This window comes from Glycomyces sambucus, assembly GCF_900102815.1.
GTDB lineage: Bacteria > Actinomycetota > Actinomycetes > Mycobacteriales > Micromonosporaceae > Glycomyces > Glycomyces sambucus.
The window spans coordinates 189,680-211,728 of record NZ_FNGF01000009.1; the positions used below are offsets into that span (position 1 = coordinate 189,680).

Annotated in this window: 17 protein-coding genes; 9 read left to right on the top strand and 8 right to left on the bottom strand. The window is 71.6% G+C overall.

Annotated elements, in window-relative coordinates:
- Positions 1–146: 146 nt before the first annotated feature.
- On the top strand, positions 147–1,766 hold the full coding sequence (locus BLS99_RS23950; RefSeq protein ID WP_091054251.1) for a stealth family protein: 1,620 nt from the start codon (positions 147–149) through the stop codon (positions 1,764–1,766).
- Between the two features lie 53 nt (positions 1,767–1,819).
- Here the strand turns inward: BLS99_RS23950 and BLS99_RS23955 are convergent, their stop codons facing one another.
- Positions 1,820–3,883, bottom strand: a complete 2,064-nt coding sequence (locus BLS99_RS23955; protein WP_091054252.1) for a M3 family metallopeptidase — start codon at positions 3,881–3,883, stop codon at positions 1,820–1,822.
- A 118-nt stretch (positions 3,884–4,001) separates the two neighbouring features.
- On the opposite strand from BLS99_RS23955, the gene BLS99_RS23960 reads away from it, so the two are divergent.
- Positions 4,002–4,796, top strand: coding sequence for a metallophosphoesterase (locus tag BLS99_RS23960; RefSeq protein WP_176953514.1), 795 nt, complete (start codon positions 4,002–4,004; stop codon positions 4,794–4,796).
- A 112-nt stretch (positions 4,797–4,908) separates the two neighbouring features.
- Here the strand turns inward: BLS99_RS23960 and BLS99_RS23965 are convergent, their stop codons facing one another.
- Positions 4,909–5,166, bottom strand: a complete 258-nt coding sequence (locus tag BLS99_RS23965) for a hypothetical protein (protein ID WP_091054254.1) — start codon at positions 5,164–5,166, stop codon at positions 4,909–4,911.
- 427 nt (positions 5,167–5,593) lie between these two features.
- On the opposite strand from BLS99_RS23965, the gene BLS99_RS23970 reads away from it, so the two are divergent.
- From BLS99_RS23970 to BLS99_RS23980, 3 genes are all read left to right on the top strand, one after another.
- Positions 5,594–6,832 (top strand): helix-turn-helix domain-containing protein, encoded by a 1,239-nt coding sequence (locus BLS99_RS23970; protein WP_091054255.1) that lies wholly within the window; start codon positions 5,594–5,596, stop codon positions 6,830–6,832.
- A gap of 129 nt (positions 6,833–6,961) precedes the next feature.
- On the top strand, positions 6,962–7,786 hold the full coding sequence (locus BLS99_RS23975) for a Nif3-like dinuclear metal center hexameric protein (protein WP_091054256.1): 825 nt from the start codon (positions 6,962–6,964) through the stop codon (positions 7,784–7,786).
- 1 nt (position 7,787) lies between these two features.
- Positions 7,788–8,567, top strand: coding sequence for a zinc ribbon domain-containing protein (locus BLS99_RS23980; protein WP_091054257.1), 780 nt, complete (start codon positions 7,788–7,790; stop codon positions 8,565–8,567).
- Between the two features lie 53 nt (positions 8,568–8,620).
- Here BLS99_RS23980 and trpD read toward each other — a convergent pair whose 3' ends face one another.
- Both trpD and BLS99_RS23990 read right to left on the bottom strand, forming a co-directional pair.
- Entirely contained in the window at positions 8,621–9,682 is a 1,062-nt protein-coding gene (gene trpD / locus BLS99_RS23985) for an anthranilate phosphoribosyltransferase (RefSeq protein ID WP_091054258.1), read from the bottom strand.
- A complete protein-coding gene (locus BLS99_RS23990) occupies positions 9,675–10,064 on the bottom strand; it encodes a hypothetical protein (protein WP_342761295.1) in 390 nt (129 codons plus the stop codon). The genes trpD and BLS99_RS23990 overlap by 8 nt, the downstream gene beginning before the upstream one ends.
- A gap of 263 nt (positions 10,065–10,327) precedes the next feature.
- On the opposite strand from BLS99_RS23990, the gene ctaE reads away from it, so the two are divergent.
- The 4 genes from ctaE (at position 10,328) to qcrB (ending at position 14,636) form a co-directional block, all read left to right on the top strand.
- Positions 10,328–10,942, top strand: coding sequence for an aa3-type cytochrome oxidase subunit III (gene ctaE, locus BLS99_RS23995; protein WP_091054260.1), 615 nt, complete (start codon positions 10,328–10,330; stop codon positions 10,940–10,942).
- A gap of 189 nt (positions 10,943–11,131) precedes the next feature.
- Positions 11,132–11,941 (top strand): cytochrome bc1 complex diheme cytochrome c subunit, encoded by an 810-nt coding sequence (gene qcrC, locus BLS99_RS24000; RefSeq protein WP_091054261.1) that lies wholly within the window; start codon positions 11,132–11,134, stop codon positions 11,939–11,941.
- The gene (gene qcrA, locus BLS99_RS24005; RefSeq protein ID WP_425432634.1) at positions 11,935–13,059 is read left to right on the top strand and encodes a cytochrome bc1 complex Rieske iron-sulfur subunit; all 1,125 of its coding nucleotides are present in this window, start codon (positions 11,935–11,937) and stop codon (positions 13,057–13,059) included. Before qcrC ends, qcrA begins: the two co-directional genes overlap by 7 nt.
- Positions 13,056–14,636 (top strand): cytochrome bc1 complex cytochrome b subunit, encoded by a 1,581-nt coding sequence (gene qcrB, locus BLS99_RS24010; RefSeq protein ID WP_091054263.1) that lies wholly within the window; start codon positions 13,056–13,058, stop codon positions 14,634–14,636. The genes qcrA and qcrB overlap by 4 nt, the downstream gene beginning before the upstream one ends.
- A gap of 52 nt (positions 14,637–14,688) precedes the next feature.
- Here qcrB and BLS99_RS24015 read toward each other — a convergent pair whose 3' ends face one another.
- The 4 genes from BLS99_RS24015 to BLS99_RS24030 form a co-directional block, all read right to left on the bottom strand.
- Positions 14,689–16,416, bottom strand: a complete 1,728-nt coding sequence (locus BLS99_RS24015) for a RelA/SpoT family protein (RefSeq protein WP_091054264.1) — start codon at positions 16,414–16,416, stop codon at positions 14,689–14,691.
- 261 nt (positions 16,417–16,677) lie between these two features.
- Positions 16,678–18,432 (bottom strand): DEDD exonuclease domain-containing protein, encoded by a 1,755-nt coding sequence (locus BLS99_RS24020; protein ID WP_091054265.1) that lies wholly within the window; start codon positions 18,430–18,432, stop codon positions 16,678–16,680.
- 10 nt (positions 18,433–18,442) lie between these two features.
- On the bottom strand, positions 18,443–20,806 hold the full coding sequence (locus BLS99_RS24025) for a transglutaminase TgpA family protein (RefSeq protein ID WP_091054266.1): 2,364 nt from the start codon (positions 20,804–20,806) through the stop codon (positions 18,443–18,445).
- Complete coding sequence (locus tag BLS99_RS24030; protein WP_091054267.1) at positions 20,803–22,047, bottom strand: DUF58 domain-containing protein; 1,245 nt, start codon at positions 22,045–22,047, stop codon at positions 20,803–20,805. The genes BLS99_RS24025 and BLS99_RS24030 overlap by 4 nt, the downstream gene beginning before the upstream one ends.
- Between the last annotated feature and the right edge of the window lie 2 nt (positions 22,048–22,049).

Sequence of the window (22,049 nt, forward strand, 5' to 3'; positions counted from 1 at the left end):
ACCCGCCTCCCGCGCGCCGGCATGCAGTCCCGGTTGACCCCGGATCGGCGAAAGCCGCAAGTGTCAGGAGGTGTCGATTGTTCGCAGCCGATGACCGTCGTATCGCGACCCGAGCGACAGCATTCGTCCGACCGGTCGAGGAACTGGTGGAGCCCCGGCCGTTCGACCCGCTGACCAGGACCCGCACCGAGGTCACCGAACCGTACGGCTACTTCACCGACCTCGACTCCGGCCACGTCCTCCACGGCGGCGAGATCCGCCCGGCCTACGCCCTCGGCGCCCCGACCCCGCTGGAGGTGTGGCGCCGCAACCTGGAGATCGTCACCGCGATCCTCACCGCCGCGGGCGTCGACTTCTTCGCCGTCCCCGGCTTCAGCCTCACCCGGCCCGTCCTCGGCGCCGCCGCGGCCGACCGGCAGCGGGTGTGCACCGCGCTCGCGATGCTCTGCGAGTCCACCGGCGGGCGCCTCTCGGTGCCCGAGCCCGCGTTCCGCGAATCCGAACTCGGCCTGAGCAAGCCCGAGTGGGCCCGCCGCGCCGACATGGGCGACGTGCCGCTCGTGCGCGCCTCCTGGCTGTGGACCGACCCCGGCCGCGACCTCCTCTTCGGCCCCGACTACGGCTGCGACGTCGAGTTCTGGACCGAGACGGGCGATGGACACCTGCTGGCGCCCAGGCACAACCGCATCAGCCCCGTGGTCCGCCAGAGCGGCGCCCGGGTCTCCGCCCCCGGCCGCCTGTTCACGGCCCTCGCCGGCGGTGCCCACGCGGACCTGCCGCACCTGCCGACCCGCACCGAGTTCGCGCGCCCCGGCCCCGACCACGTCGGCTTCCCCGTCGACGTCGTCTACACCTGGGTCGACGGCGCCGACCACGCCTGGCGCCGCCGCCGCGCCGACGCCGACCATTCGCCGTACCACGCCGAGTCCGACAACGACGCGCGCTACGTCGACCGCGAGGAGCTGCGGTTCTCGCTGCGGTCGCTGCACCTGAACGCGCCCTGGGTGCGCCACGTCTACCTCATCACCGACCGCCAGCGCCCGCACTGGCTGGAGGAGGGCCCGGGGCTGACGGTGGTCGACCACCGCGACCTGTTCGACGACCCGGACGCGCTGCCCACCTTCAACTCCCACGCGATCGAGACGCAGCTGCACCGCATCGAGGGGCTGAGCGAGCACTTCCTGTACTTCAACGACGACATGTTCGTCGGCCGCCCGGTCGGCCCGCAGATGTTCTTCGAACCCAACGGCCTGGCCCGGTTCTTCCCGGCCCAGACGTTCATCGACATGGACCCCGTCAGCCGCGCCGACTCGCCGCCCAACGCGGCCTTCAAGAACGACCGGGCGCTCATCGACCGCGCCTTCGGCCGCACCGTGTCGCGCATGATGAAGCACGTGCCGTACCCGCTCCAGCGCAGCGTCCTCGCCGAGATGGAGAAGGAGTTCGACGAGGAGATGGAGCGGACCGCGCAGAGCGCCTTCCGCGACGTCACCGACGTCTCCGCGGTGACGCTCCAGCACTACTACGCGTACCTCTCGGGCCGCGCGGTCTCCGGGCAGGCCCAGGACGCCTACGTGGAGCTGGGGATGCCCGACGTGGCCGAGCGCCTGGAGCTGCTGCTGGAGCGGCGCGACCGGGAGACGTTCTGCATCAACGACGCCGGGCTCCCGCCCGAGCTGGTCGAGGAGCGCTCGGCGCTCATGCAGCGCTTCCTGGAGGCGTACTTCCCCGTGGCCTCGCCGTGGGAGAAGGGCCTGGCGCTCTAGGGGAGCGAGAAACCCGCACGACATCCGGGGATGTCGTGCGGGTATAAGGCCGCCTACTTGAGGCCGCGCCGCTCCAGGAGCGGTTCGATCTCGGCGTCGCGGCCGCGGAAGCGGCGGAAGGACTCCATCGGGTCGATGGACCCGCCCCTGCTCAGCAGCGTGGCGCGGAAGTGGTCGCCGTTGGCGCGGGTGAGGCCGCCGTGCTCCTTGAACCACTCGACGGTGTCGGCGTCGAGGATCTCCGACCAGATGTACGAGTAGTACCCGGCGGCGTAGCCGATCGAGATGTGCGCGAAGTACGTCGAGCGGTAGCGCGGGGCGATCTCGGGGAGGTGGATTCCGGCCGACTCCAGGGCCCGGCGCTCGAACGCCTCCACGACCGCGTACGGGTCGTCGCCGCCCTCGGGCACCTCCTCGGGGGCGAGGCGGTGCCACGCCTGGTCGAGGATCGCGGCGGCCAGGTACTCGGTGGAGGCGAAGCCCTCCCCGAACCCGCTGGCGGCCTTCCACTGCGCGATGAGCTCGGCCGGGGCGGCCTCGCCGGTCGCGTGGTGGCGCGCGTAGTTCGCCACGACCTCGGGCCAGTCCTCCCACATCTCGTTGACCTGCGAGGGGTACTCGACGAAGTCGCGCGGGGTCGAGGTCATGGAGGTCTTCGGGTAGCGGCAGGCCGACAGCAGCCCGTGGAGGGCGTGGCCGAACTCGTGGAACAGCGTGGTCACGTTGTCCACGGAGATGAGCGCCGGCTGGCCCTCGGAGGGCTTGACGATGTTCAGGTTGTTCACGACCACGGGCTTGTCGCCGGTGAGGTCGGACTGGACGACGAGCGGGTTCATCCACGCGCCGCCCTTCTTGGAGTCGCGGGTGAAGAAGTCGCCCACGAACAGGCCCAGCGGCTCGCCGCCGTCCAGCACCTCCCACACGCGGGCCTCGGGGTGGTACCCCTGGAGGTCCTCGCGCAGCGCGAAGGTGAGCCCGAACTCCAGCTCGGCGGCGTGGAAGACCCCGTCGACCAGGACGCGGTCGAGTTCGAGGTAGGGCTTGAACGCCTCGGCGTCGAAGCCGTACTTCGCCTGCCGCACCTGCTTGGCGTAGAACGACCAGTCCCAGGCGGCGAGGGCGAAGTCGCCGCCCTGCGCGTCGATGACCTCCTGGAGCTCGGCGGCCTCGCGGCGGGCGTTGCGCACCGACGCCTCGGCGAGCCCCGACAGCCGCTCGGCGATGATCTCGGCGTTCCCGGCGGTGCCGTCGGCGGCGATGTACGCGGCGAAGTGCTCGAAGCCGAGCAGCCGCGCCTTCTCGGCGCGCAGGCGGATCATCCGCAGGAGGGTCGCGGCGTTGCCCCGGCCGCGGCCGATGGTGGCCTTGTAGAGGCGCTCGCGCAGGTCCCGGTCGGTCAGGTCCTCCAGGAGGGGGTGGCGCGAGAAGTTCGACTGGGTGATGAGGAAGCCGTCGAGGCCGCGGTCCTTCGCGGCGGAGGCGGCGGCGCCGATCTGGTCCTCCCCGAGGCCGTCGAGCTCGGCGGCGTCGGTGACGTGGACGGCCGCGTCGTTGATGTCGGCGAGGATGACCTGGTTGAACGTGGAGGCGAGCTCCGCCAGCTCGGTGTTGATCGCCGCGAGGCGGTCCTTGCCCTCCCGGTCCAGGGCCGCGCCGCCGCGCACGAACTCGGTGCGGTACCGCTCCAGCAGCCGCTGGTCCTGCTCGTCCAGGCCCAGCTCGTCCCGGCGCTGCCACAGGGCGTCGATGCGCGCGTACAGCTCGGCGTTCAGCAGGATCTTGTCGGCGTGGGCCGCGAGCTTGGGGCTGATCTCCGTCTCGATCGCGTTGATCTCGTCGTCGGTGTCGGAGGAGTTCTTGTTGAAGAAGACGATGCTGACGCGCTTGAGCACGCCCAGCCCGGACCGCTCCAGGGCCACGACCGTGTTGTCGAAGGTCGGCTCGGCGGGGTCGGCGGCGATCGCGGCGACCCGCTCCAGCTGCTCGGCCATGCCGGCCTCGAACGCGGGCAGGTAGTGCTCCGCGCGGATCGCCGCGAACGGCGGAAGCTGGTACGGCAGGTCTGAGGGGGACAGGAACGGGTTGTCGGTCACGGAGGCTCCTCGCTCGTCGGACATGGCGGTGGGCCGAATCCTATTGCGGTCACCTGCCGCGCGGCAAGTGCATTGGCCGGGTGCACGAAGCAGCAGCCGACAACCTCACCGAACCGGCGCCGCCCGGATTAATATCGAGCCCATGCCTGATTCGAGCCCCCTGTACGTGGCCAGCGACGTCCACGGCCACTACGACGCGCTCGCCGAGGCGCTGCGCGGACGCGGGCTCGTCGACGGGGACGCGAAGTGGACCGGCGGCGACGCCCGCCTGTGGATCCTCGGCGACCTGTTCGACCGCGGCGAGGAGGGCGTGGCGGTGGTCCGGCTGCTGCGGCGCCTGGCCGGCCAGGCCGCGGCCGAGGGCGGCCACGTCGACACCCTCATCGGCAACCACGAGGTGCTGGTGCTCGGCTCCCGGCGCTTCGGCGACGTCGCGTTCACCGACGTCGACGGGATGGACCGGCAGTTCCTGCACTGGTGGGTCCTCAACGGCGGCTTCGAGGACGAGCTCGGCGACCTCACCGAGGACGAGGTGAAGTGGCTGGAGTCGCGCCGCGTCATGCACGTGGTCGACCGCTCGCTGCTCGTCCACTCCGACTCCGAGTCCTACCTCGCGTACGGGCGCAGCGAGGAGGCGGTGAACTCGGCCGTGCGCCGCATCCTCGCCTCCGACGAGCCCGAGGAGTGGTGGCAGCTGTTCCGGGAGCTGACGCGCCGCCACGAGTTCCTGGGGGAGGAGGGCCCCGCGCGCGTGCGCGGGATGCTGCGCTCCTTCGGCGGCGACGAGCTCGTCCACGGCCACTCCACGATCCCCGACACCACCGACCTCGAACCGTCCCAGGTCACCCAGGCCCGCCGCTACTGCGACGGCCTCGTGCTCAACGTCGACGGCGGCGTGTACCAGGGCGGCAAGTGCCTGGTGGTCCGCCTCAACTAACGGCCCCCTACGCCTTTCGCCACCGATCGTCACCCCCGCGGTGTCACCGCGCGGGCGACCCAGATCAGTCGTCGCTGGGCAGGCCCTCTCAGTCGTCGCTCGGCAGGCCCTTTCAGTCGTCGCTCGACGATGTGAAGAAGTACAGGCGCGGCACGGGCGGCGGCGTGGCCGCGCGGCCCGCCCGCGACTCCAGCCACAGGCTCACGGTCCCCGCCGCGGCGACGCCGAGCGCCGCCCATCCGGCCAGGGGCGAGTAGGCGACCGCGTACCCCAGCGCGGCGGCCAGCGCGGTCGCGATCGCGGCGGTCAGGAACGCCCTGCGGAAGGCGCGCCGGTGCTCACGGCGCGCGACGACTCGGTTGTGTCTCATATCCGACACAACGATCGAGACCCTTGAATCGACACGTTGCATGTGCAGGTTTCACGAGTTCGGGCGACCGAAACCACGCATAACCCCAGATAGAAGACAGTGGACCGGACCGCCCGAGCAAGACTGTAAGCACGCTCCACCAGAGCGTCACATTGGCAGTTCGCGGCCGTTGTGCCCGGACCCGAAAGACGGTAGACACATAGTGTCGGGGCGCCGCGTGCGACACGTTCCGGTGCCGCGACGGCGGAACCGAACCTCGTGCGGGTCAAGACAACCGAGCACTGCTGACGACGGCCGCACCGCGCCCCGGCCCGTCCCTCCGATCCGGGGGGCAGGCCGCGAAACCACAACCGCATACCGCACGCAACTGCGAGACATCGAAGTCCCGAAGCAACGTGTAACTCCTATATAGACGGTGGGGTCTGACATGGAGTCCGAAACGCAACCTATGGGGCGGCGCGTCGCCTATTGGCGACAGCGCCGCGGCATGTCCCAGCAGGTCTTCGCCGACCGCATCGGCAAGTCCAAGAGCTGGGTCGACAAGATCGAGCGCGGCGTCCGCCGCCTCGATAAGTACTCCGTCATCACCGAACTCGCCGAAGCGCTGAGCGTCGACTCCGCCCAGCTCCTCGGCCGCGAACCCGGGCGCCGCCCGGGCCTCGGCGGATGCCTCGACCAGGTGGAGGTCGAGTCCATCCGCCAGTCGCTCGAACGCTACGAGCGACTGGGCCGCTTCCTCGAAGCCGCCCCGATCGACCCGACGCCCATCCCCGAACTCAAAGGGGCCGTGAACTACTGCTGGCTCGCCTTCGAGAAGGGCCACTACCCGGTCGTCGCCAGGTCGCTCATCCAGCTCCTGCGCGACACGCCCGTCGCCGAGGACCGGCCCGTCGGCGGCACCAGCGCCGACGCCGCCGAACTCATGACGCAGGTCTACCAGATCGCGTCCACGGTCCTGCGCAAGCTCGGGGAGGCCCAGCTCGCCTGGCTCGCCGCCGACCGCGCCATCTCCGCCGCCAACCGCGGCAACGACCCGCTCCTGGCCGGCATCGCCACCACCCGGGTCGCCAACGCCCTCCGCTCCCTCGGCCGCTACCAGGCCGCGCTCGACCTCAACGTCCAGGTCGCGCACGGCCTCATCTCCGAGGCCGGCGGCGAGTCCTCCAGCCCGGCCGCCATCAGCGTCTACGGCGCGCTCCTGCTCCAGGGCGCCATGGCCGCCGCCCTCGCCGGGGACGCGACCACCAGCGACGACCTGCTCGACAGCGCCTCCCGCGCCGCCGGCATCCTCGGCCGCGACGCCAACTACTACTACACGTCGTTCGGGCCCACGAACGTGCTGCTGCACCGCGCCGCGGCCTTCGTCGAGCTCGGCGAGGGCGCCGACGCGCTCGCCGTCCACGAGTCCATCCCGCCCGCCGCGCTGGCCGACCTCGTCGCCGAGCGGCGCGCGCACCACTACCTCGACATGTCCCGCGCCTGCGTGCAGGTCGGCGACATCGAGCGGGCCGGACGCCACCTGGTGACCGCCGACCGCAACGCCCCGGCCGAGATCCGGTGCCGCCCGCTCGCCGTGGACCTCATCGACCAGATCCTGCACCGCTCCAAGGGCGAACCCGCCCCGGACGTGCGCCGCCTCGCCGAGGAGGTGGGCGCCCTCAGCTGAGGGGCCGTCGGCCGCTCTGGCCGGCCCCTCCCGTCGCGCACGGTGCGCGAGTGCGCCCGGAGCCGCCGCTGCTCAGGCTCCGGGCACACCCCTCACCGCGCGGCCCGATCCGTCAATAGACTCACGCGTATGCGCACGATCAGCGAGATCACCGCGGCACTCGACGACCTGTACCCGCGCCACTGGGCCGAGGACTGGGACCGGGTCGGCCTCGTCCTGGGCCGCGGGGGGAACTCGGTCCGCCGGGTCCTCTGCGTGGTCGACGTCGTCCCCGAGACCGTCATCGAGGCGATCGAGGCCGACTGCGACCTCATCGTCGCCCACCACCCGCTCCTGCTCCGCGGCGTCTCCAGCCTCGACCCCGCGGCCGACTACAAGGGCGACCTCGTCCACTCCCTCATCGAGTCCGGCATGGGCCTCTACGTGGCCCACACCAACGCCGACGTCGCCAACCCCGGCGTCTCCGACGCCCTCGCCGACCGGCTGGGCCTGCTCGACCTGCGGCCCCTGCGCCCCCTCGACGGACCCGAGCACCACGGCACCGGCCGCGGCTCCGGCCGCATCGGCCGCCTCCCGCGCACCCTCACCCTCGCCGAGCTCGCCGCCCGCGCCGCCGACGCCCTCCCGCGCACCGTGTGGGGCGTGCGCGCCGCGGGCGACCCCGACCGCCCCGTCAGCACCGTCGCCGTCTGCGGCGGCGCCGGGGACTCCCTCCTCGCCGACGCCGCCGCGGCCGGCGCGAACGCCTACCTCACCGCCGACCTCCGCCACCATCCGGTCAGCGAGCACCTCGCCCGGAGCGGCCCGGCCCTCATCGACGCCGCCCACTGGGCGACCGAGCGGCCCTGGCTCGATACTGTTGCCGAGCACCTGTCCCGACTGGTCGACGACGTCCGCGTCTCCGACCTCGACACCGATCCGTGGACCATCCACCAGAAACCCGGGGTGAACTGAGTTGAAAGCCGACCTCTTCGATCAGCGGAGACTGCTCGAACTCCAGGCGGTCGACACCACCCTCACCCAGCTGGCGCAGCGCCGCAGGAAGCTCGACGCCGATCCGGCGTTCGCGACCGCGACGCAGCGCTTCCGGGCCCTGGGGGACAAGGCCGCCAACCTGACCGGCGACATCGCCGACCTCGACCGCGACATCGACCGCGTCGAGCGCGAGGTCGACCTCGTCAAGAACCGCGCCGCCTCCGACCGCGACCGCATGGCCGCCGGCGCCAGCGCCAAGGAGCTCGAAGGGCTCCAGAGCGAACTCGAGTCCCTCGCCCGCCGCCAGGCCAGCCTCGAGGACGACGAGATCGAGCTCATGGAGCGCCGCGAGGCCGTCGACGCCGAACTCGCCGAGGCCCGCCGCCAGCTCGGCGAGGCCGAGACCGTCCTCGCCGACGCCCAGGCCGACCGCGGCCGCCTCCTCGGCGAGATCGAGTCCGAGACCGCCGACGCGACCTCCAGCCGCCAGGCCCTCACCGTCAACATCCCCGACCGCCTCGTGGAGCTCTACGAGCGCATCCACGCCAAGCAGCCCATCGCCGCCGCTGAACTCGTCGGCCGCCGCTGCGGGTCCTGCCGCATCGAGAAGTCCCCGGCCGACATGATCCCCATCAAGGCCGCTCCCATCGACGAGGTCCTGCGCTGCGAGGAGTGCGGCTGCGTCCTCATCCGCACCGAGCTCCCCGGCTCCCGCCCCGCGACCCTCGCCTCCGAGGACGAGCTCAAGAAGTACCAGTAGGCACGCGAGACGAAGGGGCGGAACGCGACCGCGTTCCGCCCCTTCGCATTCGTCTACACCTTGCTGAACGCCGCCCAGCGCTCGACGATCCCCGCCGCCGCGCCGCCGTCCACGGCCTTCGACGCCAGCTCCAGGTTCGCGGCCAGCAGGCCCCGCCGGATCTTCACGTCGTGCAGGTCCACCCCGTCGACGAGGCCCTGCCGCGAGGCCAGCGCCGCCGCCGCGTTGATGAGCACCGCGTCGCGCACCGGACCCGCCTCGCCGGCGAAGAACCGCCGCGCCACGGCGGTGTTGAATTCGAGGTCGCCGCCGCGCAGCGCCTCGGGGCCGGCGTTCTCCAGCCCCACTTCCTTGACGTCGATCGAGCCCTGCGAGACCCGGCCGCCCGAGGCGATCCACTCCGACGTCGTCGCCGACGTCGAGATCTCGTCCAGGCCGTCGTCGCCGCGGACCACGAACACCGACGCGCCGCGCGCCGCGAACACCTGCGCCATGAGCGGCGCCTTCACCGGGTCCGCGCAGCCGATCAGGCCCGCCTGCGGCTGGCCCGGGTTCGTCAGCGGCCCCAGCAGGTTGAACACCGTCGGGATGCCCAGCGCGGCCCGGATCGGACCGGCGTGGCGCATCCCCGGGTGGAACGTGCGCGCGAAGGCGAACCCGATCCCCACCTCGCGCACCGACGCCTCGACCCGCTCGGCCGTGGCCTCCAGGTCGACGCCCAGTGCCTCCAAGAGGTCCGCCGAGCCCACGTTCGAGGACGCGGACCGGTTGCCGTGCTTGATGACCGGCACGCCCGCGGCCGCGACCACGACCGCCGCCATCGTCGAGATGTTCACCGAGTTCGAGCCGTCGCCCCCGGTGCCGACGATGTCGACCGCCACGCCGAGGTCCGACAGGTCCAGGCGGGTCGTCTCCGCGAGCATCCGGCCCGCGATCGCACCGATCTCCTCGGGCGTCTCACCCTTTGAGCGCAGCAGCACCGCGAACGCCGCCAGCTGCGCCGGGTCGGCGTTGCCGGCCATGATCTCAGCCATCGCCCAGTCGGCGCTGGCCTCGTCGAGGTGGTCGCCGCCGGAGAGGCGGGCGAGGACATCGGGCCAGGTCGGACTAGGCATGCGGGCTCCCGGGAGAGGAATATAAGGCGGCGCGCTGCGCCGGCGCCGAGCCCGATGCCCGGCTGACCAGCAAGTCTACTACCGTCTGCCCGGTCGTCACGGGGTTGAGCGGGTGCTTGAGGACCGCGTCGGCCCGCGACCACGCCGCCAGCCACCGGTCCGCGTCGCGCGCGACCACGACCGCCAGCGTCGGCGGCGCGTCGAACTCGTCGCGCAGCTGCCGGGCGATCCCGAGGCCGCCGGCGGGCTGCGCCTCGCCGTCGAGAAGGACGAGGTCGATCTCGTACTTGTCGATGAGGGCCACCGCCTCGTCGTACTCGCCGGCGACGGCGTACTCGATCCGGACGCCCTCGGCCGGCGCTTCGCCGATGGCCGAGCGCATCTGCTCGATGACCGCGGGTCGATGACTGTAAAGGAGGACTGCGTACTCAGCCGTTGAGGTGCTCACGCTTCGCATATTAAACGGGCCACACCGAAATGGGAAGCCCGGCGCGGCCACTTCCGTCTGCGGGAGTGCCTACAGTAGGCGAACCGCGAATGACCTGGGCACATGCGGCGGCGAGACCGGAAGCCTACTCCGCGCGACACGCGCGAAACGCACACCCCATGCGCAGCTTGAGCGCGCCGGACCGTAATAATGTGCCCGTGACTGCCGCCGAAGCAACTATCGACCCCAGCCGAATCCACTCACTGACCCGGCCCAATGTCGTCAGTGTCGGCACCATCGTGTGGTTGAGCAGCGAACTCATGTTCTTTGCGGGCCTGTTCGCGATGTACTTCTCGATCCAGGCCGCCGCGCCGGCGATGTTCGAGGAGGGCTACCACCACCTCGAGATCCCGTACGCGCTGGTCTTCACGGTGATCCTCGTGGCCTCGTCCGTCACCTGCCAGCTCGGCGTCTTCGCCGCCGAGCGCGGCGACGTGTACAAGCTGCGGCTGTGGTTCGCGATCACGTTCATCATGGGCCTGGTCTTCGTGCTCGGCCAGGTCAACGAGTACCGGAACCTGGTCGGCGAGGGGCACTCGATCTCCTCCGACGGCTACTGGACCATGTTCTACCTGACCACCGGGTTCCACGGCCTGCACGTCACCGGCGGCCTGATCGCGTTCATCGTCTACCTCATCCGCACGACGATGGGCCGCTTCAGCCCCGCCCAGGCCACCGCGTCCATCGTGGTGTCCTACTACTGGCACTTCGTCGACGTGGTCTGGATCGCGCTTTTCGCCGTGATCTACTTCCTTCCGATGGCCCAGTACTGAGACTGACCGGCCGCCCGCGCCTCCCACCCGGACGCGCCCGCGGCCCGAGGCAACAGGTCTCGGCCCCGCGCCGAGGCACATCCGAGAAACGCGACGGCCGCCACCCGGAGGCGGCCGCCGGCCGAGTGAAGGCCCCCGACAGGGAGCCCCCGCCCGGTCCGAGAGCTAGATAAAGGTGAGGCAACAACCGTGGCTGCATCAGCGAAACGCCGGCGAGGCTGGCGCAAGCGCCTCGGCGCGCTGGCCAGGTTCACCGGCGCACTGGTGATCGTCGGTGGGCTCTACTCGGTGTTCTCGCCGAGCCTGTACGCCCAGGAGGCCGAGGACAACGCGATCGACTCCGAGGTCGTCAAGGGCCAGGAGCTCTACGACACGAGCTGCATCACGTGCCACGGCGACGACGGCGAGGGCATCGAGGGCCGCGGCCCCAGCCTCATCGGCGTCGGATCGGCGGCCGTCGAGTTCCAGGTGAACACCGGCCGCATGCCGATGGCCGCCCAGGGCGCCCAGGCCCCGGACTCCGACTACCCCGTGTTCACCGAAGAGGAAGCCGAGTGGCTCGGCGCCTACATCGAGTACCTCGGCGGCGGGGCCTCCGTGCCCGACGACCTCGCGGCGCTGGTCGAGAACGCCGACGTCGGCGAGGGCGGCGAGCTCTACCGGGTGAACTGCTCCTCCTGCCACGGCTACGCCGGCGGCGGCGGCGCGCTCTCGTCCGGCGCGCACGCGCCCGCGCTCACCGGGGTCTCCGACGAGGAGATCTACCAGGCGATGCTCACGGGCCCGCAGAACATGCCGGTCTTCGCCGACAACGAGCTCACCCCCGAGCAGAAGGCCGACATCATCGCCTACGTCCAGTACGTCGTCAACGACGACCGGGACCCGGGCGGCGTCTTCACCCTGGGACGGTACGGCCCCTCCACCGAAGGTCTGGCCATCTTCCTGGTCGGCATGACTGCGCTCCTGCTGACCACGCTCTGGATTGCAGGTAAATCGTGAGTGCCCACAACGACAGCGCCCGTGACGAGGTCGAGCCCGTCGACCTCTCCGACCCGAAGCTGACCCGCTTCGAGGTCTACAAAGAGGGCCTGCGCCGCGACGACATCGAGATCATTCACTACGAGCCGCGGTACCCGAAGCCGGGCACGCGCCTCGAGAAGCGCATGGAGCGCATCGTCGGGGGCCTGTTCCTGCTCTCGGGCCTGTTCGCCACGCTCTTCGTGGTCGCCTTCATCTGGTGGCCCTGGGAGTACGAGGGCGCCGCGACCTGGCGCGACCCGCAGACCTGGTACACCCCGGTCATCGGCTTCACGCTCGGGTTCTCGCTGCTGTTCTTCGCGGTCGGCGTCCTCACCTGGGCCAAGAAGCTGCTCCCGATCGAGGAGCTGGTGCAGGACCGCCACGACGGCGGCTCCTCCAAGGAGGACCGGCGCATCGCCGAGTCCACCGTGGACACCATCGTCGACGACATGGGCCTGCGCCGCCGTCCGTTCCTGGTGAAGACCGCCCTGCTGGCCGCCGCGCCGCTCGGCCTCGCCGCGGTCGCCCCCCTGGGCGCGCTGCTCAAGGACCCGGGCGACATGTACACCGTCACCGGCTGGAACGCCGAGCGGTACAACGACGGCGACCCGATCCGCCTCATGATGAAGGACGGGGCGCTCGTGCGGCCCGACATGGTCTCGGCCGGCGGCCAGATCACCGTCTACCCGGCGATCGACCACGGCGCGACCAACCAGTTCCCGACGGCGCCGACCCTGCTCATCCACCTGCGGGAGGCCGACGCGGCCACGCTGCGCGGCAACCTGTACCCGATGTACCAGGACGTCGAGGCCCTCTGGGGCAACTTCGTCGCCTACTCCAAGATCTGCACCCACGTGGGCTGCCCGGCCTCGCTGTACGAGCAGCAGAGCCAGCGCCTGCTGTGCCCGTGCCACCAGTCGCAGTTCAACGTGGTCGACAACGCCGCCCCCGTGTTCGGCCCGGCCACCCGGCACCTGCCGATGCTGCCGATCACGGTCGACGACGAGGGCTTCTTCGTCGCCACCTCGGACTTCCTGGTGCCCCCGGGCCCGGCGTTCTGGAACCGCCCGTCCCTCCCCGAGGAGGATGAGAAGTGAAACGCCGCAACGGCTCCAACGACAGCCTGCTGACGAAGGCGGGCGGCGAGCTCGACGACCGCTTCAAGCTCGCCGGCCCGGCCCGGGTCCTGTTCAACAAGGTCTTCCCGGACCACTGGTCCTTCCTCCTGGGCGAGATCGCGCTGTTCTCGTTCATCCTGCTGCTGCTCTCGGGCACCTTCCTGGCGCTGTTCTTCGAGCCGTCCATGGTCGAGGTGACCTACCACGGGGCGTATGTGCCGCTCCAGGGCGTCGAGATGTCGAAGGCGTACGAGTCCTCGCTGGACCTGTCCTTCGAGGTCCGCGGCGGCCTGTTCATGCGGCAGATGCACCACTGGGCGACGCTGCTGTTCATGGCGTCGATCCTGGTCCACATGCTCCGGATCTTCTTCACCGGCGCGTTCCGCGCGCCGCGCGAGACGAACTGGATGATCGGCATCCTGCTGTTCTGGGTCGGCTTCTTCGAGGGCTTCTTCGGCTACTCGCTCCCCGACGACGGCCTCTCCGGAACGGGCCTGCGCATCATGGAGGGCATGACCGCCTCCGTGCCGTTCATCGGCCCGTGGGCCTCGGCGGCGCTGTTCCGCGGCCAGTTCCCGGGCACCGACGTGATCTCGATGATCTACATCATCCACGTCTTCATCTTCCCGCTGATCCTGCTGGCGCTCATCACGGTCCACGTGGCCCTGGTGTTCATCCAGAAGCACACGCAGTGGCCCGGCCCGGGGCGCACCGAGCACAACGTGGTCGGCTTCCGCATGTTCCCGAACTACGTCATGAAGCAGGTCGGCTTCATGCTGTTCATCTGGGGCGTGGTCGCCGCGATGGCGGGCCTGTTCCAGATCAACCCGATCTGGCTGTTCGGCCCGTACGAGGTCTCGGTCGTGTCCTCGGCCTCGCAGCCCGACTTCTACGTCATGTACCTGGACGGCCTCATCCGCCTGTTCCCGGCGTGGGAGTTCCGGGTGCCGCCGTACTTCACGCTGCCGGCGGTGTTCTGGCCGGCGATCGCGGGCATGGGCCTGTCGGTGCTGCTCCCGCTGGTGTACCCGGCGCTGGAGCGGCGGTTCACCAAGGACCGCGGGCACCACAACCTGCTCCAGCGCCCCCGCGACAACCCGGGCCGCACCAGCCTCGGTGTCATGATCGTGGTCTTCTGGGTGATCGGCGCCGTCTCCGGCGGCAACGACGTGTTCGCCGAGCGGTTCCACATCAGCCTGAACGCGATGACCTGGGCCGGGCGCATCGGCATCGTGGTCCTGCCGATCATCGCGTACTACATGACGTACCGCATCTGCCTGGGCCTCCAGCAGCACGACCGCGAGGTCCTGGCGCACGGCCTGGAGACGGGCATCCTCATGCGCGACCCGAACGGGCGCTTCTACGAGGTGCACCAGCCGCTGGCCGAGCCGGACGAGCACGGGCACACCGAGCTGGAGTACAACGGCTGGGTGGTCCCGAAGAAGATGAACCGCGTCGGGGCGCTGCCGCCGACGGACCGCGGCTTCTTCAAGTCGATCGAGGAGCCGTCCGACAACGGCGCCGCGCGCGACGAGATCGAGTCGGGCAAGCACTGAGCAAGGCATAGCGAACGGGCCCCGCCGGAAGGCGGGGCCCGTTCGCCGCGTCTCAGTACCGGTCGACGGTGGTGATGAGCTTGTCGGCCAGCTCGTCGGGGTCGAGCTTCTCGCGGGCCAGGGCCAGGTACAGGGAGTCGAGGTCGGGGTAGCCCAGGGACGAGGCGACCCCGTGGAGCGGCTGCTCGCCGGCGAGGCCGCGCCCGCGCGCGATGAGCGAGCGCCACAGCCGGTTCTTGCCGGCCTTCAGCTCGTCCTCGAAGCGCTGCATGGGGATCACGGGGAGCTCGCCGGTGGAGTCGCCGTCGTCGACCGCGCCGAACCAGTCGTTGATGTGGAGCTGCGCCTCGGGGGTCTTGGCGTGGTCCAGCCACTGCTTCGAGGGCCCGTAGGGCTGCTCGGCGGTGAGGACCAGCTCGACGGTGTCGCCGTCGCGCAGCGCCCGGGAGAGCTGCGCGATCTCGCCGTTGACGTACGCGGCGATGAGCCGGTGGCCCTTGGACGGGCCCGAGCAGTACGCCACGTCGACCGGGGTGGACGCCTTGGGGACCGTCAGCTGCCCGCCCTCGCCGGTGAAGACGAGGATGTCCTGGTCGGCCAGGTCGCAGCGGAGCGAGTCGAGGAACTGGCCGGAGTCGGCGACCTCGGTCTGCCAGTCGAGGAGGCGCTGGAGCCAGGGGAGCTGGATCTCCATCTGGTCGCCGCCGGACTGGCGCAGCCCGGCGACGATGCCGACCTCGGCGGTCTCGTGCATCTCGCGGGTGCGGATGAGGAACTCGATGGGCTGCCCGCCCGGACCGGCGACCGCGGTGTGGATCGACTGGTACAGGTTGAACTTCTTGGCGGCGATGAGGTCCCGGAACTTGCCGCCCACCGGCTTCCAGAGCTTGTGGATCGCCCCCAGCGCCGCGTAGCAGTCCGTCAGGGGCCCGTCGACGACGATGACCAGGCGCGGCGGGTCGGCCGGGCCGGTGCCCGGGTGCTTCTGCATCTCGCGGTACACCGAGTACGGGTGGCGGGGCCGGTCGAGCAGGCGCGCGGCGACCTTGAACTCGCGCAGGGCCCGGCGCACCTGCGGGGCGATGTGCTCGACCTGGCGCTTGCGGTCGGTGTCGGAGCCGATGTGCTCCTTGATCCGCTGGAACACCTCGGGCTGGAGCGTCTCCAGGACGATGTCCTCCAGCTCGCGCTTGATGACGTAGAGCCCGAGCCGGTCGGCGAGGGGGATGAGGACGTCCTGGGTGGCCTCGGCGATGCGGATCTGGCTGGGGCGCTTCTTGAACTTGATGGTCCGCATGTTGTGCAGGCGGTCGGCGAGCTTGATGATCATGACCCGGATGTCGCGCCCGGCGGTCAGCACGAGCTTGCGGAACGTCTCGGCCTCGGCGGCCGAGCCCAGGTGGATCTTGTCGAGCTTGGTGACGCCGTCGACCATCACGGCGATCTCGTCGCCGAAGTCGCCGCGGAGCGCTTCGAGGGAGTACGGGGTGTCCTCGACGGTGTCGTGGAGGAGCCCGGCCGCAATCGTGGGCGTGTCGACGCCGAGGTCGGCGAGGATGGTGGACACCGCGATCGGGTGGGTGATGTAGGGCTCGCCGGAGCGGCGGGCCTGGCCCCGGTGCATCTGCTCGGCGATCCGGTACGCGCGCCGCACCAGCAGCAGGTCGGGCTGCGTGAAGTGGGCGCGGTGCGCCGCTTCGAGCTGCGCGACCTTCCCCGCGAGGTCCCACGGGTCGTCAGGTCGGGCAGTCCGAGTAGCCGAAAGCAATGCGCGCAACATGAAAGCCTCCGATGCCCAAGGTTGACCGCATTCTAGATGTACAACGATTCCTGGAGAGAATCGACACTAGACACTGTCGGATTTCGGCAGGGCCGCCGCAGCGGGCGGATGACACAGCGTACCGGAGCGCGGGCCCCTCCGGAAACCTCAAGTGCCGCAGATGGATGCGAGACGACTCACGTCCGTTTCGCCGGGACCGTGCGATTCCGGTGCGTGGAACCGTCGGTTCCCTTGGGACAGCGGAGCGTCCGCGCCCTCATCTCACCATGCGGACGGCTCGCGGCGCCACGAGGACGGGTCGTGGGGCACCGATCCGGCCAGGCGCTCGGCGCCCGCGAGCGGGGTCGCCCACGTGCCCTCCACGAGCACCAGGCGCACCTCGGGCCGGCCGAGCCAGTCGAGGAGGAGCCGGGCCTCGGCCGCGTGGGCGGCGTCGAGGACGTCCTCGGCGGGCTCGACGCTCCGGGAGGTCTCGCGCAGCTTCGCGATGTACGGCATGGGGTCCGCGCGCGGCGGCGTCCTCACGGCCCCGGCCAGGATCCCGTGCCGGATGACGGCGACCTCCCAGCCGCCGCCCTTGGCGCGGCCCGCGGCGACCATCTCCCCGGCCGCCACGAAGTGCCTGACGCGCTGCGAGGCCGCGGCCAGGGCGAGGTAGGCCCCGAGCTCGTCGCGGCGCTCAGCGGCCGCCTCGAACCGCTCCGAGGCGGCGAGCTCCGCGAGGCGCTCGCCGACCGCCGAGGCGATCGGGGCCGGGTCGCCGTCCATGGCCCGCGCGGCCCGCTCCACGAGCGCGGCGTACTCCTCGACGCCGACGGTGTGGCGGCACGGCTCGGCGCACCTGCCGATCTCGCCGAGCACGCACGTGGGGGACATCCGCTTGGGGGACAGGCGGGTCCGGCACGAGCGGATCGGCAGGGCCGCCTCGATCGCGCCGATGGCCGCCTGCGCCTGCGTCCCCGAGGCCGGCCCGAGCCGGGGCGTGCCGGGCGCGGGCGGCTTGCGGGAGACCTGGAGCCGCGGGTACGGCTCCTCGGTGAGGCGCACCCAGCTGCGGTGCTCGGGGAACTTCGCGGCCCGGTTGTAGGGGGGCTTGCCCCCCGCGATGAGGCGCAGCTCCGCGACGCCCGCCTCCAGGCGGTGCGCGCACTCGACGACCTCGACGCGCTCGGCCGAGGCGAGCATGTCGCGCAGGCGCCGGCGCTGCTCGGCCGCCGAGAAGTAGCTGCGGACCCGGCTCGCGACGTTCACCGACACCCCGATGTACAGGGCCCGGTCGTCGGCGTCGCGGAAGATGTACACGCCGGGGCCCTGCGGGAGCCCGTCGGCGAGGTGGCGCTTGCGGTTCTGGAGCTCGGAGGGGATCGCGCGGCAGAACTCGCCCAGCTCGGCGTCGGTGACCACGCCGTGGCCGCTGGCGCGCTCGATGAGGCCGTGCAGCACCGCGACGGTGGCGCGCGCGTCGTCCAGGGCCCGGTGGTTCGGGGTCACCGGCGACCCGAAGAGCCGCGCGAGCGTGCCGAGGCGCCGGTTGGGGACCTCGCTCTTCTCGGTGAGGCGCCGGGCCAGGACCACGGTGTCGACGACGGGGGGACGCGGCCAGCGGGTGTCGGTGAGCTCGCAGGCGTGGCGCAGGAACCCGATGTCGAAGCCCGCGTTGTGCGCCACGAGCGTGGCGCCCTGCGCGAACTCCAGGAACATCGGCAGGACCGTCTCGATGCCCGGGGCGTCGGCCACCATCTCGTCGGTGATGCCCGTCAGGCGCGTCACCCGCGGATCGATGGACTCGCCGGGGTTGACCAGGGTCGAGAATTCGCCGACGACCTCGCCGCCCTTGACCTTGACGGCGCCGATCTCGGTGATCCCGCACGCGTCCGCGGCGAGGCCGGTGGTCTCCAGGTCGACCACGCAGAACACGACCTCGCGCAGCGGGGTGCCGAAGCTGTCGAGGGCCGGCTGGCTGTAGCCGGGGCCGCCCTCGTCCGACGGGCCGGCCGATCCGCCGCTTCTGTACATACCGGCAACCCTAGGCGCGGCCTCCGACACCGTGCCGGTCGCGGTTGTTCGAACGTCGCCGGCGCCGCAGCGCCGACCTCACCCGGTCGCTCGTGCGCGCCGACCGCCGCGCCATGCGCGCGCTCTGCTCGGCCCGGTCCGCGCTGAACCTCGCGATGAGCGAGGCCGGCCAGAACATCGCGCGGTACTTCACGCGCGGCTCGGCCTGCCTGTCCAGCTCCGCGTACAGGTCGCGCAGCGCGTCGGCGAGCCCGCCGGGGTCGGCGCCCCGGGGGGAGTACCGGTGCAGCGCCATCGCCGAGCCGAGCGCGTTCGCGGCGTCGCGCGCGCCCGGCGCGGCCGTCGCGAGGACGCCCGCGGCCTGCCGCGGCGTGTACGACTCCGGGATCGACACCCCGTAGTCCATGGCGAGGTCCATCGCCTCGTCCCACGCGGTGGCCGCCGTCAGGTTCGCGGTCTTCAAGCGCCGCTTGCGCACCGCCCCGCGCCACAACGCGGGCAGGAACGGCACGGCCAGCAGCAGCAGGAGCGACAGCCACGCGGGGTGGAACGGCAGCGCCGCCCCGCCGGTGGAACCGGACGCGTCCGTGCCGGGCACCTCGGTGCCGCCCTCCTCGGGCGGGAGGGTCTGCCCGGCGTCGTCGGTCGGCGCCGCGGTCGGGTCCTCCGGGGAGACGTCGTTCTCGCTGGGCTCCTCGACCGGGTCCTGGCCCTCGGCGGGCTCGGTCGCCCACGGGAAGGTCACCGATCCGGGGACGCCCGTGGCCGGGGTCGGGTCGAACGTGACCCACCCGGGCCCGTCGTAGTACACCTCGACCCACGCGTGGTAGTCGTGGCTGGTGAGCACCCACTCGCTGCCGTCCAGGCGCGTGCCCTGCGACAGGCCCACGACGACCCGCGCGGCCACGCCGGCCTCGCGGAGCATCCACGCCATCGCCGCGGCGTACTGCTGGCAGTAGCCCTGCTTCGTGTCCAGGAAGTCCAGGATCGCCTCGTCGTTGCCGGCGTCCTCGGTCTCCAGCGAGTACGTGAAGCCGTTCGCGACCGACAGGAACCGCTGGATCGCGAGGACCTTCTCGTGCACCGTGCCGGCGCCCTCGGTCTCGGCGGCGACGATCGCGCTCAGCTCGGGCACGTCCGGGTGGGCGGTGTTGGCCTCCCACCGGTCGTCCCCGGGGTCCATGCCGCCCGCCGCCGCGAGCGTCTCGGCGTCCGGCGCGGGATCGGTGTACCTGACCTCGTACCGCGCCACGTCGCCCATGTCGGAGCCGTCGCCCACGATCACGCCGGTGTCGGGGTCGACCCGCCAGTCCCCGGGGACGTCCAGCGACACCGGGTCCCCGTAGACGGGCGCCACCGGCGCCTCCAGGACCAGGTTCTCGATGTCGGCGGTGTACACGTTGAGGTTCGTGTCCCGGTCCAGCGAGTCGAGGTCCTCGGTCCCGTCGTACTCGTTCGGCGCGAAGCCGTCGCTGGTGAGCTCGTCGAGGACGTGCATCTTCAGGTACCGCGGGTTCGGGTCGTCCGTGGTCACCCGCAGGACGTCGACCTCCTCGGGCCGCGTCAGGGAGCCCGAGAGCTGCGCCCACGGGTTGACGTCGCCGAGCCCGTACGACTCGCCCCCGCCGCCGATGCCGTCGGCGACGTTGTCGATGAGCCCGGAGGTGTTGGCCGGCACCACGGTCAGCCCCAGCAGCGTCAGCGCCACGAACCCGGTCGCCGACCAGCGCGCGGTCCGCGCCAGCGGCGAGGGGAACGACCGGCCGACCAGCTGCCCGGTCCCGGTGAACCGGTGCCCGAACGAGGAGACGCGCCGCAGGTTGTCGTCGCCGAGGATCCACAGGTACGCCACGGCCGGGAGGATGAACCAGAACCACGCGGTCGCCTCGGGGGCGACCGAGACCGGCACCAGGTACATCGTCAGCAGCGTCAGCCCCGCCAGGGCCGGGGTCCGCAGGCCCACCACGAACATGTCGTGCAGGATCGCCACGACCCCCACGCCCAGGATCGTCAGGAACATGATCCCGCCGGTCGCCTCGACCGGCGGCGTGTTCGCGATGATCGACTGGACGCCCTCCTGCACCAGCAGGCCCCAGTTCGCGAACGTCGCCGGCAGCGGCACGATGAACAGCAGCCCGGTGCCGTCGCCGAACCCGGCGGTGAGCACCACCATGAGCGCGGCGGCCATCGCGAGCGTCTGCAGGCCCTGCCCGCGCCCGGCCGCGCGCATGAGCGAGCCCGCCACCGCGATGACCGCGATCGTCAGCATCACCGGGAACGCCCAGCCCAGGCCCTCGAAGATCCCGATGAGCGGCGTCAGCGTCAGGGCCAGGGAGGCGGCCGCAACTACCGTGGCGTGGCGCTGTCCGTTCATGCGAGGGTCCTCCACGCGCTCAGGCGGGTCCACACCCGGCGCAGCTCGGTCCCGGCCACGACCGGGATCACCTGCCAGCCCGCGCCCGCGAGCGTCGCGAGCGCCTGCCCGTGCTGCTGCGCGAACACCTGCTCGCGCGGGTCCACGCGGCTCGACGCGGCCTTGGGGATCCACCGGACCGGGTCCACCACGAGCGCCGTGCAGTGCCCGCCGCGCCGCGCCAGGCGCGCCAGCGTGGCGGCCTCCTCCGGCGTCAGGTGCCCCAGGAACGCGACGATCCCCGACACCGAGCGGGCCCGCTGGGCCTTCTCGACCATGGCCGCGACCGGCGCCTCGGGGGCCGCGGCCACCGTCGCCAGGTACCGCATCGCCTGGCCGTAGTCGCCCTGGCGGCACTCGAAGTCGCGGTGCGCGGTGATGAGCCACGGGTCGATGCCGTCGCGCGCCAGCCGCACCGTCGCCGACGCGGCCGCGTCGACCATCCACTCGAAGCTCGACAGCTCGCCGCGGTGCGCGCCGCGCCGCACGTCCAGCAGGACCGCGGCGTTGTTCTCCCACGGCTGCTCCTCGCGGCGCACCATGAGCTGCCCGCGGTGCGCGCTGGCCTTCCAGTGGACGCGGCGCATGTCGTCGCCGTTGCGGTACTCGCGCACCGCGATGTCGTCGTTGCCGGTGATCGCCACCGTGTGCGAGGCCGACTCGCCCGAGGACATGCCCGCGCCGCCCGGCAGCAGCAGGCTCCGCAGCGGCTGGATGCGCGGGGTCACGATGAGCTCGGTGGTCACCGGGAACTCCTGCACCGAGACCGCCAGCCCGAACGGGTCCGAGGTCCGCACCGTCAGCGGCCCCAGCTCGTACGCGCCGCGCGACCCGGGCGTGATCGTGTAGTTGACGACGCTCCGCGCGCCCGGCGCGAGGCGTTCGAGCACCAGCCGCGGCCGGTTCCCCAGCCGGTACGGGATGCGGTCCTCCAGCATGAGCGCCGCCGGGCGGCTGCGGCCGATGTTCTGGATGCCCAGGCGCACCTGCGTGGCCTGCCCGGCCTCCACCTGCGCCGGGTTGAGCACCCGGTTCGACTCCAGCGAGGGCCGCGTCCACCGCAGTACCAGGAGGCCGCCCAGCGGCGCGACGGCGGCCAGGACGGCGGCGCGCAGCAGGTCGCCCTCGCCCACCGCCAGGGCGGTGAGGCCGACGACCACGCTCACCGCCAGCAGCGTCTTGCCGCGTCCGGTGAGCTCCACGC

What these genes read in the sequence shown, in the direction of transcription:
- BLS99_RS23955 (WP_091054252.1), bottom strand. Translation starts at nt 3,883, where the DNA reads ATGTCCGACGAGCGAGGAGCCTCCGTGACCGACAACCCGTTCCTGTCC.
- BLS99_RS23960 (WP_176953514.1), top strand. Translation starts at nt 4,002, where the DNA reads ATGCCTGATTCGAGCCCCCTGTACGTGGCCAGCGACGTCCACGGCCAC.
- BLS99_RS23965 (WP_091054254.1), bottom strand. Translation starts at nt 5,166, where the DNA reads ATGAGACACAACCGAGTCGTCGCGCGCCGTGAGCACCGGCGCGCCTTC.
- BLS99_RS23970 (WP_091054255.1), top strand. Translation starts at nt 5,594, where the DNA reads ATGGAGTCCGAAACGCAACCTATGGGGCGGCGCGTCGCCTATTGGCGA.
- BLS99_RS23975 (WP_091054256.1), top strand. Translation starts at nt 6,962, where the DNA reads ATGCGCACGATCAGCGAGATCACCGCGGCACTCGACGACCTGTACCCG.
- trpD (WP_091054258.1), bottom strand. Translation starts at nt 9,682, where the DNA reads ATGCCTAGTCCGACCTGGCCCGATGTCCTCGCCCGCCTCTCCGGCGGC.
- BLS99_RS23990 (WP_342761295.1), bottom strand. Translation starts at nt 10,064, where the DNA reads ATGCGCTCGGCCATCGGCGAAGCGCCGGCCGAGGGCGTCCGGATCGAG.
- BLS99_RS24015 (WP_091054264.1), bottom strand. Translation starts at nt 16,416, where the DNA reads ATGTTGCGCGCATTGCTTTCGGCTACTCGGACTGCCCGACCTGACGAC.
- BLS99_RS24020 (WP_091054265.1), bottom strand. Translation starts at nt 18,432, where the DNA reads ATGTACAGAAGCGGCGGATCGGCCGGCCCGTCGGACGAGGGCGGCCCC.
- BLS99_RS24025 (WP_091054266.1), bottom strand. Translation starts at nt 20,806, where the DNA reads ATGAACGGACAGCGCCACGCCACGGTAGTTGCGGCCGCCTCCCTGGCC.